The following is a 9,732-nucleotide window of genomic DNA, read 5'->3' on the forward strand; positions in this document are numbered from 1 at the left end:
TCAGTTCTACTCAGCGGGTTTTTTACTTAACGCATTATCATGTATCAATAAAATAAGTGTTCAATTTTTGAATTAAACAATTGAAGCATTTAAAAACTTTATTTCAAATATTGACGATATTTAAGACATACACCACATATTGCTACAGCAAGAATATAGGCAAATGTCAGTAAAATCCAAAATCCATAAATTCCCAATGCGGGTATATGAAACTGATACAAAGCAATAGGATGATAAGCAACATACCAGCCACCACCTAAGCCAAGTGCTAAAATTACTGAGGTGTAAATAAACATCGGAATAATGGTCACAGACCAACAACGCAACATATTGACCAAAATACACAACATGGCATCTGCAATATGCATGATGCAAACAATCAGTAATAAGTTCATTACAAATACAGTCACAGCTGCATCTTTGGTGAAAATTGGAATCAAGAAATCTTTAAAACCATAGACACAAATCACAATAGAAACAGCTAAGAAAGCCCCCGTTTTTAATGCTTTTTGAGTTAATTCCCATGCTGCTTGAAGATCACCTTCTCCTACTTTTGTAGAAATTAAAATACTATATGCAGCAGACAATGATGATGGGAACATAAACAATAATGAAGCGATTCCCATGACAATTTGATGTGCTGTTAAAGCTGTATTTCCTAAAGGGATAGAAAGCAGTGAAATAAAAGTCACAGCAATCACGTCAATTAAAATAATAACGGCCATCGGAAAGCCAATACGCAAAATTCTTTTTAAAATATTAAAATCAAAAAACTGACCTGTGAATTGAATCCGATACTTTTTCTCAAGGAAAAGCCCATAATAAACAAACAACATGATCCATTGCGTAAATAATGTCGCAGCAACAGCGCCTTTTACACCAAGTTTAGGAATGTTGAAATAAGGAACGCCATAAATCAATGTATAAGATAAGCTCAACTTTAGAATCAGCGCGAAAATATTCGCATAGAAAACCAGTTTGGCCTGACCGCATGTTTGAGTCACAATAAAAAAAGTACGTAATAACAATTGTGCAGGCAATGCCAAAGCTAAAATAAAAAGACAATCTAAAACCAAAACTTGTAGATTCTGATCTGCACCAAGAAGTTTTAAAACTGATTCTGCATGAGTAAGAAAAATGATTCCAAAAACTGAAAGCACTAAAACCATCAATACGCCTTGTTTAATGATGATTTGTGATGCATTTAAAGCATGTCGTCCATTGGCTTCAGCAAGTTCTTGCATCATGCCTTGCAATAAACCATAGCCCAAAATATAAACTAAGGCATAAATTGAAAGCGTCACTGACATTGCAGCAACATCGATGGTACTCACATGCGATAAAAAAACAGTATCCGCAACACCGCCTAAAACAACGGCGAGGTTGCTTAACAGAATAGGAATAAACAGATTGATAAACTTTTTCATACATTCTTGATTTTGTTGTGTTCAGCATCTGATGGCATTAAATTTTATATTTTAAGCATGAAAAATCGTCTATGTTAAACCGATACTTAACATATTAAATAATTTATCAAACAATAAAATTTGGTTATTTTATGACTATATCTAATTTTTATAAAAAATAACATTGAAAATTAAAGAAAAATTTAAATAAGTATCCCTACAAAATCTATGCCATTGTAAATGAATTGAAGTTAAATCACTTTTTAGGTACAGCAAAGATCACCAATAATATTCCACATAAAACGATACTAGATGATAGTAATATCCTTAAACCAATGCTTTCTCCAATAAAGAGTGAACCTCCAATAATAGCCAAACATGGCACACTTAACTGCACCGTACTCGCCATGATTCTATCTATATGTTTTAAAATGGAATACCACAACACATATGCAGCACTTGAAGTCAGCCCGCCAGAAACGATTGCTAAAATAAAGCCTTGCAGATTGATATGTATATCTTGAGCAAATAGAAAGCCAGCGAGAATAACAAAAGGCACAGCCAAGACAAAATTGGTGTAGGTGCTACTTAAAGGATGTGGAGAATTTTTACCTGAAAGACTATAGGCCGCCCAAGCAATACCAGAAATCACCATAAGCATCGAATAACCAATGCTTGGCGCATTTGCTCCTGGTATAAGTAAAATGCTCATACCAGCTAAAGCAAGTACTAGCCCTACTGCTCTTTTAAAATTAATTTTTTCACCATGACATAGCCCATACATCACCATAGTGAATTGCACTGTACCAAATAGTAATAAAGCACCTACACCTGCATCAATTTTCACATAAGCCAATGAAAATGCGATGATATATATGGCTAAATAAAATCCATTTTTAATTTTCCAATCTAAAGGTATTGCTACCTTTGATTTACGTTTTTTAATGACACATAATAAGCTTAAAACCAATACACCGCTCAGTACACGCAGAATGCTAAAACTCATCGGATCAATCTGATCTTGAGCCAATGCAAAACGACAAAGTACTGAATTTGCAGCAAAGGCAATCATTGCCAATACGATTTTAAACAACATCGTTGATGCACTCATTTTCAACAAATTTTTGAAATCCATTTCCAAAAAAACGACTCGCTTATTCTGTTTTCGGGCTAAATAAAGCCACCACTTCTGCCTCGGTCATTTTTTTCGTTTCATTTTTAAAGCTATAAAACTCAGGTTTATTGTCGATATAAATTTCCAGATTCAACTTCAAATCTTTAGGAACATTTTCCAGTGAAAATGCATTGATATTACAATAGCTTTGATCTTTAGTTCGCCAAAACAAGGTTGTTCCACATGTATTACAAAAACCACGCTCACCCCATTCTGATGAACTAAATACACTCAAGTGATCTTGCTGATCAAACTTTAATGTCCCTTGTTTTATATCAATGGTCATAATCACACCACTGGTTTGGCGACGACAAATTGAACAATGACACACATGTACGTCATGATTACTCAATTCGACATCAAAAGTTGTTGCGCCGCAAAGACATTGCCCTTTCATAGCTTTATTCCTTTTTTACTGTAAATTTATAAATTGATCTTATGGTTTGAAGTTAAAATACTATGCTTTTTAAATGATGTCCATATTTATGTTATTTTTCATTTGAAATTTACAATTCATTAGGATTAGACTAGAAAAACAATAAATTAAATATAATCTTTGGAAAATATGCGCTATAAAATAATTGATGTTTATACATTACAAGGTATTCAGCGTTATATCGCTAAATGTTTAAAAGTTCAATCGCCTCAATTTATTGTTATTGAAAGTACAAGAACACTCTGTAAAGAACTCGATATCATCGATGTGGATTTAGAAGAAGCACATGCGACATGGGCAACGGGTGAAAAAATTGCCTTAAAAATCATTCATCAATCTGATCATTTTGAAAAACTTTACATCACTGAATACTAAAATTTTCCAACGCTACAGTCACAACAAAAGATTTGACAGTAATATTCTCTGAGCATATCTTACCTTAATAGTTCTTTTTTGGAACTAAAACTTAAAATAGCACTCAGGATAGCAAGATGAAACACCCTAAAGAAATGACAGGTTTAGAATTTTTACAGGCAATGATTGCAGGACATATTCCAAGAGCAAGCATCAGTGAAACTATTCCAATGGATCTCTATGAAATCTCAAATGGTCAAGCCAGTTTTAAAGTTAAAGCAGATCAACGTCATTTAAACCCTTTAGGTGGTGTGCATGGTGGTTTTGCTGCAACAGTTTTAGATTCAGCAACAGGTTGTGCGGTACACACCACCTTAGAAGCGGGCGTGGGCTATGGAACCATCGATTTAAATGTCAAAATGTGCCGTCCTGTACCTAAAGATAAAGAATTACTTGCTATTGGTTCAGTGATTAATTTAAGTAAAAATCTTGTAATTTCTGAAGGTAAACTGGTTGATGAAGATGGCAAGTTATATGCTCACGCCACTGCAACATGTATGATTATTCGCCCTTAATCTATGTATTTTTCAAGTGCTATTTATTTTTAATGGCACTTTTATACTGATTCAATTCCTAAGCCCCAAGTTTAATACGTTAACATGCTATTCAATCGTTTGATAAATTATATTTAGCTTGTTCTTCCAACAAGTTTCTAAAATATTCAGTCTGATACAAAGGTTTCATTTCCAAAAAATATTTTAATACTTCTGCCCTTTTTATTTTATACAATGTAGGTTCAACCCACGAATATTCCTGCTGAATTTGTTGTTCATATTCAGCAAAGCGCTGTTTGGAACTTCCTAAAATCGCTAAATCGATATCCAATAAATAATTTAAGTCCTGCTCTGTCGTAGGTAAATGCCTTTTGGTTGCAATAATCCAATCATAAACTTTATGAATTTTAGCGGTTTCGAATAGCTGAAAACATTGTTGTTTCATCAATTCAGCACTTTTTTCTTCATTGTCCGTGGCTTGCGGGTCATAAATCACATCATGAAACCAAATCGCCAACTCAACAGCAATTGGATCTTCAAGTTGATCTTTAATTTGGTGAAAAAGTGCTAAACATTCAACGATATGTTGCACTGTATGATAATACCGCTGTGGCTCTGTATAAGCATTTAATAACAAAATCAATAATGCTTTTGAATGCACTTCATCAATCTTTGAATGATTGGAAAATTGCTTCCAGTAGGATTCAAATTGCTGTTTTAACATATACATTCTCAAATTTTAATATTGACTGTTTTATGGAAATAGCCCAGATCTTAAATAAGTCACTATTTTATACAATATTCAACTTAGGATTTACAAACCAGTCTTTGTTTTAATGTATGAAAATAAAAACTCAATTTTGAAAATAATTACTAAAATAAATAAGGTGACCTAAGCCACCTTATTTTTAATTTCAGTTTCGAATTAATACAGAATTGACTGATTCAACAATAAATCGTCTACGTACAATTGCTCAGCCTGATTGGTGAATATCAACATATCTTTATGCGTATTATTTACCGATGTTCGAACACTTAAAGTATTAGTTTTCGCATCTGCATCATAGAAAACTTGCAAATAGTCATCAAGATTGGAATTATTCACCTGACTATTCACAAAAACTGCTGATAAATCTATTTTGTCTTCAACTAGACTAAAATCACTGACGTAATCTTTTGCTATTTCACCCGAAGTATTTTGGAGTAATTGAATAATATCTTGACCTTGATCTAGGATAAATAACTCACTCACCGCTGCATCACTCATGAGTGTATTGTCACCTGTATCACCAAGTACAACTGCATTAACTTCATCTTCTGCATTGAGTGGTCGATCTAAACCAAAAGCTTGATAAATCTGACTGGATGAAATACTTCCACCTGTTTCAAAACTAAAGTTTTCTACCTCATGTGCTCCGCCTAAGAAGAAGTTTTTAACCGTAACTTTGTTGGTATTGCTTCCATCAATTTTCAGGACAAGATCATCACCTGACATCATGAGCTGTGAAGCAACTTGATTGAAGGTAATTCCATTGCTAAATACAATCTCATCTGCTCCATAATCTTCATCGATTTGCAACACACCTGAGGTATAGGTATATGTGCTGTTCATCGCCTCAAGACCTATTTCAGATTGGGGCGTTTCTGGATTATTTTGTTCTGGAACAGTTAAGCCAAATGCGCCAAAAATCTGCTCCGCAGTGATTTGTCCACCCGTTTCAAATTGGAAAGTTTCAACAAGGTATTCACCTGCCAAGAAGAAGTTTTTAACCGTAACCTTATTGGTATTACTACCATCCACTTTCAAAATCAGGTCATCACCAGACATGGTTAGATAGTTAGCAACCTGACTAAAGCCAATTCCATTTTTAAAAATGACTTTGTCATTACCGGATTGCTCTGTAATGGTTAAACTGCCTGTAGTGTAATCATAGGTCGTATTACCTACTACATTTGGCGATTCTGGTTCAGTTGGATTTTCAGGCTCTGTCGTTGGCATGGTTATACCAAATGCACCAAAGATTTGCTCTGCACTTAGTTGTCCCCCCGTTTCAAACTGGAAGCTTTCAACGAGATATTCACCTGCTAAGAAGAAGTTTTTAACGATGACTTTATTGATATTACTACCATCCACTTTCAAAATAAGGTCATCACCTGATTTAGTCAGATAATTCGCCACTTGACTAAATGTAAGACCATTTTTAAAGATAACTTTATCTGTACCTGATTGCTCAGTAATGGTGAGTTCACCTGTCGTATACTGATAGGTCGTATCACCCACGACATCTGTAGAACCTGTTTCTTCTTCTGTTTCTGGTAGTGTCACACCAAAGGCATTAAATATTTGTTCTGCTGTAAGTTGCCCACCTGTTTCAAAATCAATGGTTTCAATCAAATGATCTCCTGCAAGGAAATAATTCTTTAAAGTGACTTGATTGGTTGTACTTCCATTGACTTTTAATACAAGGTCATTGCCTGTCTTCATCAACCCTGAACCGACTTGATTAAAGGTAATCCCATTACTAAAGCGTAAGATGTCTATCCCACCTGCATCCTGAATAGTATCTTTACCCGCTGTATAGAAGAATACGTTGTCTTCAGTTCCACCAACAAGTGCATCATTTGCTGAGGTATCGTAGATTCCACCTTCAATGGGTGGATTTGGCTCTTCAATCTCAGATGCAAATAATGCATTAATTTCTGCTTTGCTGATTGTGTATCCATTATTCGGTTGAACTGCTGAAATGGCTTTCTCACCACCTAAGAAGTGATCGACAATACGGATTGATTGATTGGTATTATTATCGATAGTGACAATCAGGTCATTTTCTTCTTTTGTGAACTGAATACGATCTCGGGTAATTCCGTTATCCATCAACCAAAGGACATCTACTCCACCACCCATTTGATCAATTACATCTGGACCATCTGTTAGGTAATAGAAGTATTTGTCGTCACCCGCACCGCCGTCTAAAGTATCTACACCCGAATGACCACGAAGAATATCGCTTCCTTCATTACCATAGATCAGATCATCACCAGCGCCACCATAGAGCGTATCATTATCCTGATCTCCATGAAGAATATCAGCTCCTTCATTCCCTTCAATATAGTCTGCACCAAGCCCACCATACAAAGTATCGTTGCCTAATTGCCCCCACAAAACATCATTTCCAGCCTGTCCATGAATGATGTCATTTCCGGAGCCTGAATAAACTTTGTCATCACCAGCACCCATTTCAAATGTTTCATGACTGTTTCGATAGCCCCAAACTTCATCATTACTGACTGTTCCATGATAAGTGTAATGATTTTCTATATAACTGTTGTCCCAAATAGTTGCATCACTAAACTGGATCTCATTAATTTTATGATGTCCACCAGTGAAATAGTTTTGGACAGTAATTTGATCGGTATTATTCGCATGTTGAATAACTAAATCTGAACCATGACGATGAAGGCTAATATCAGTTGTCGCAATTTCTTCACCCAATCGTAAAACATCAAATGAAACCGCAACATTGCTAAAATTTTCACCTGGTCGACGTTCTATGATCGTATCTTGACCATCACCAAGGTTAAATAGATAGACTTCATTACCAAATGAACCGTATATCGTATCATTACCCTGTCCGCCATCTATATAAACAGCTTGCTCGGATTCAGGAATTTCACTCTCTTGAATCACATGATAACCATCTGCATCCTGCATAAAGTCATTGGCATTATTTACATTAACGAAAATCTTTTGATCCACATCGACAGTGATGGTGTCATTTCCTGTACCACCTGAAACATAACCTGCATCCGAACCTAAGCCAGTTAAGTCAAGTTGATCATCTCCATCCCCACCGTTTAGCACGCCTTGACCACTTAAACTATCGTCACCAGCTTGACCTTCGAGAACACCCTGTCCTGTAAGAGTGTCATTACCGTCGCCACCCAGAAGATGACCGAGACCCGTTATATTATCGTTTCCTAGGCCACCATCTAAATAGCCTGAACCATTGATTATATCGTTACCAGCCTCACCATAAACAAAATATTGTGCTTCAGGGTTTTGACTATATACATAACTACCACGAATGACGTCATCTCCATCTCCAGCATGAATGACATCGTGGTCTGTAACACCTTCAATCACATCACCAAGCTCAGTCCCTTTAACAGCTTGAATATTGATTTCATCTACATTCCATTGGGTATTGTCATCGAAGCGAATAATCTGAATCGGTTTAACATTTGAATATTCATTAAATTGAGATTGAACTAGAAGTTGGTCACCTGTTACTCGGTGAGTAATCTGCATATCTTGTCCAACTTTTCTGATGATCAGATCATTTGAATCAATACCTACAAATTCAATGGTGTCTACATCATTTCCATTTTTATTTTCATGCTGAATAACATCACTTCCCCACCCTAAATCAAAGCGGTACGTGTCGTTGCCTTCACCACCGAGAAGAAGGTCATCGCCTTCATTAGCGTTTAGGATATCATTTCCAATACCACCATTCAGTGAGTCATTGCCTGAACCACCTTCAAGTAGATCATCTCCATGACCACCATATAACTCATCATTGTCAGAGCCTCCATAGAGCTGGTCATTGCCCTCACCGCCTTCTAATCGGTCAGCGCCAGAATCCCCTTTCAGTGAGTCATCACCATCCTCACCATACAATTCATCTCTATCAGCCCCACCTTCTAAGTGATCATTTCCTGACGCTCCATAGAGTTTGTCAAATCCATCCCCACCATAGAAAGTATCATTACCCACCCTACCATATAGAACATCATCACCTGCACCTGCTGCAATCTCACTGCCTGTAGCATAAGCCTGAAATATTTCTGAGGCATCTGTTCCAATGAGTACGAGTGCTTTTATTGCTTCCACATCCAATACAGTATTGTCTGAGAATTTAATTTGATCAATCTGATAATTCCCTGCTGCGTCATTATAGAAATAGTTACGCACTGTAATGCTGTTTTGACCATCTATTGTTTTAATGATCAAGTTATCATTATCTCGACGATAAGTGAAATTGTCTTGAACTAAGCCATCTGTAAATTGAATAATATCTTGGCGGTTTGTTGTGTAATCATCGTTTTCAATAATGTCATGACCAAAATTTTGTGCAAATACATAGGTATCATTACCTGATCCGCCATTTAGTGAGTCATCTCCTGAACCACCTTCAAGTTGATCATCTCCATATCCACCATATAACTCGTCATTGTCAGAGCCACCATGTAGCTGGTCATTTCCTTCATTTCCTTCTAATCGGTCAGCTCCAGCATCTCCTTTAATCAGGTCGTTGCCTAAACCACCATATAACTGATCAGCACCTGTTCCAGCCTCTAAATGATCATTCCCAGACGCTCCATAAAGCTCGTCTAGTCCATCCCCACCATAGAAAGTATCATCACCTAATTTACCGTATAAAACGTCATCACCCGCTCCAGCTGAGATTTCACTTCCTATTGTGTATGCATGTAATGTTTCAGATGCATCTGTTCCGATCAAAACAAGCGCTTTTACTGCATTTACATCTAATACAGTATTGTCAGAAAATTTAATCTGATTAATGTAATAGTAACCCATCGCATCATTATCGAAATAATAACGAATAGTGATACTATTTTGACCATCTAGAGTTTTAATAACTAAATCATTATTATCTCGACGATAAGTAAAATCAGCTTGAACTAAACCATCTGTGGGTGGTGTTTTAAAAAGTATGCTGACATTAAATGAAGCCATTATTGATGTAAAAGAAGGTTAAGTCGAAGGCTTTAAAATGGTTTTCA

Annotated in this window: 7 protein-coding genes; 2 read left to right on the forward strand and 5 right to left on the reverse strand. The window is 36.1% G+C overall.

Annotation, left to right across the window (positions count from 1 at the left end):
* Nucleotides 1-98: 98 nt before the first annotated feature.
* From CDA10_RS10800 to CDA10_RS10810, 3 genes are all read right to left on the reverse strand, one after another.
* Nucleotides 99-1,427 (reverse strand): MATE family efflux transporter, encoded by a 1,329-nt coding sequence (locus tag CDA10_RS10800; protein ID WP_089605604.1) that lies wholly within the window; start codon nucleotides 1,425-1,427, stop codon nucleotides 99-101.
* A 235-nt stretch (nucleotides 1,428-1,662) separates the two neighbouring features.
* Nucleotides 1,663-2,502 carry a DMT family transporter gene (locus tag CDA10_RS10805; protein ID WP_089605622.1) on the reverse strand — a complete coding sequence of 280 codons (840 nt, stop codon included), beginning with the start codon at nucleotides 2,500-2,502 and terminating at the stop codon, nucleotides 1,663-1,665.
* A 58-nt stretch (nucleotides 2,503-2,560) separates the two neighbouring features.
* On the reverse strand, nucleotides 2,561-2,977 hold the full coding sequence (locus CDA10_RS10810; RefSeq protein ID WP_089605605.1) for a GFA family protein: 417 nt from the start codon (nucleotides 2,975-2,977) through the stop codon (nucleotides 2,561-2,563).
* Nucleotides 2,978-3,145: 168 nt separating this feature from the next.
* Between CDA10_RS10810 and CDA10_RS10815 the strand changes: the two genes are divergently transcribed.
* Together CDA10_RS10815 and CDA10_RS10820 are read left to right on the forward strand one after the other, a co-directional pair.
* Complete coding sequence (locus tag CDA10_RS10815) at nucleotides 3,146-3,391, forward strand: hypothetical protein (RefSeq protein ID WP_089605606.1); 246 nt, start codon at nucleotides 3,146-3,148, stop codon at nucleotides 3,389-3,391.
* A gap of 116 nt (nucleotides 3,392-3,507) precedes the next feature.
* Nucleotides 3,508-3,945, forward strand: coding sequence for a PaaI family thioesterase (locus tag CDA10_RS10820; RefSeq protein WP_089605607.1), 438 nt, complete (start codon nucleotides 3,508-3,510; stop codon nucleotides 3,943-3,945).
* Nucleotides 3,946-4,036: 91 nt separating this feature from the next.
* Here the strand turns inward: CDA10_RS10820 and CDA10_RS10825 are convergent, their stop codons facing one another.
* Nucleotides 4,037-4,654 (reverse strand): HD domain-containing protein, encoded by a 618-nt coding sequence (locus CDA10_RS10825; protein WP_407640372.1) that lies wholly within the window; start codon nucleotides 4,652-4,654, stop codon nucleotides 4,037-4,039.
* Between the two features lie 195 nt (nucleotides 4,655-4,849).
* Complete coding sequence (locus CDA10_RS17105) at nucleotides 4,850-9,685, reverse strand: calcium-binding protein (protein ID WP_089605609.1); 4,836 nt, start codon at nucleotides 9,683-9,685, stop codon at nucleotides 4,850-4,852.
* Nucleotides 9,686-9,732 lie beyond the last annotated feature (47 nt).

This window comes from Acinetobacter piscicola, assembly GCF_002233755.1.
GTDB classification, from domain to species: domain Bacteria; phylum Pseudomonadota; class Gammaproteobacteria; order Pseudomonadales; family Moraxellaceae; genus Acinetobacter; species Acinetobacter piscicola.

Bases quoted from the DNA above. Each gene is read 5' to 3' on its own strand.
- CDA10_RS10805 (WP_089605622.1), bottom strand. From the start codon at position 2,502: ATGTTGTTTAAAATCGTATTGGCAATGATTGCCTTTGCTGCAAATTCA.
- CDA10_RS10820 (WP_089605607.1), top strand. From the start codon at position 3,508: ATGAAACACCCTAAAGAAATGACAGGTTTAGAATTTTTACAGGCAATG.
- CDA10_RS10810 (WP_089605605.1), bottom strand. From the start codon at position 2,977: ATGAAAGGGCAATGTCTTTGCGGCGCAACAACTTTTGATGTCGAATTG.
- CDA10_RS17105 (WP_089605609.1), bottom strand. From the start codon at position 9,685: ATGGCTTCATTTAATGTCAGCATACTTTTTAAAACACCACCCACAGAT.
- CDA10_RS10815 (WP_089605606.1), top strand. From the start codon at position 3,146: ATGCGCTATAAAATAATTGATGTTTATACATTACAAGGTATTCAGCGT.
- CDA10_RS10800 (WP_089605604.1), bottom strand. From the start codon at position 1,427: ATGAAAAAGTTTATCAATCTGTTTATTCCTATTCTGTTAAGCAACCTC.
- CDA10_RS10825 (WP_407640372.1), bottom strand. From the start codon at position 4,654: ATGTATATGTTAAAACAGCAATTTGAATCCTACTGGAAGCAATTTTCC.